Source organism: Streptomyces alkaliphilus, from assembly GCF_014141535.1.
Classification (GTDB): Bacteria; Actinomycetota; Actinomycetes; order Streptomycetales; family Streptomycetaceae; genus Streptomyces; species Streptomyces alkaliphilus.
The window spans coordinates 1-1049 of record NZ_VKHT01001361.1 but is presented as its reverse complement, the minus strand read 5'-3'; the positions used below and the strand labels follow the sequence as shown (position 1 = coordinate 1049).

1 protein-coding gene and 1 pseudogene are annotated in these 1049 nt (G+C 72.2%); both read right to left on the bottom strand.

The features are described from left to right. Positions 1–302 (bottom strand): thioredoxin (trxA, locus tag FNQ90_RS24485; protein ID WP_182608334.1); only part of this gene is annotated, 302 nt, incomplete at its 3' end. Between the two features lie 232 nt (positions 303–534). Further along, positions 535–1049: pseudogene (locus FNQ90_RS24480) on the bottom strand (NAD(P)/FAD-dependent oxidoreductase); the annotation flags it as partial.

Genomic DNA, 1049 nt, shown 5'->3' with positions numbered 1-1049 from the left:
GAGATCACCTGGTCCAGCGCCGGGGCGGGGAGGGCACCGGGCTGCGAGAAGACCAGGACGCCCTCCCTGAAGGCCATCAGGGTGGGGATGGAGGTGATCCGGGCGGCGGCCGCCAGGGCCTGCTCGGCCTCGGTGTCCACCTTCCCGAAGACGATGTCGGGGTTGGCCTCTGCGGCCCGCTCGTACACCGGGGCGAACGCCCGGCACGGCCCGCACCAGGAGGCCCAGAAATCCACGAGCACGATGTCGTTGTCGGTGACGGTGTTCTCGAAGTCGGTGGCGGACAGGGCGATGCTGCTCATGTGCCGGCTCCTTCCGGACGATCGGTGGACGCGAAAACGGCGCCCGATACCCCTCGGGGTAATCAACGCCACGGGGGACCGTCGAATTCCCCTCACCGACGGCGCCTCGCTCGGCACCCGGGAACCCCGGCACCGGGAAGCCCCGGGCGCGGCCCGGCTCCCGACCCTCGTGCCCACTCCATCGGCCGGTGAAACCGTCCGCTCGGCCGGGTGCCCGGTGACGCCCCGGCAGTTACGGCTCGAGCCGCTCCAGGGCCTTCAGCAGGGACTCGCTGTAGGTGGGGAACTGGGCCACCCCGTCCAACAACGTGTCGATCGGGATACCGGCGCGGATGGCCAGGGCCGCCTGGTGGATCCACTCGCCCGCCAACGGAGCCACCGCCCACGCCCCGATCAGGACCCGACGCCGCCGGTCGGCCAGCAGCCCCAGGGTTCCCCCGGGCTCGGTCTCGAAGGTCCAGGGGCGGGCCAGGGAAGCTGCCAGATCGAGCTCGCACGCGACCGTCTCGACGCCCCCCTCCCGCGCTTCGACCTCGGTGAGCCCCACGGCGGCCACCTCCGGGTGGGTGAAGACCACTCTCGGAATCCCGGTGTGGTCCGCGCGGCGGGACCCACCGAGAAGCGCGTCCGCAACGATCCGGCCGTGGTACTGCGCCACGTGCGTGAACTGCGAGATCCCCGTGACGTCGCCGATCGCCCACAGGCCGTCCCCGGTGACCCGACACCGCTCGTCCACCCCCGGTGCCC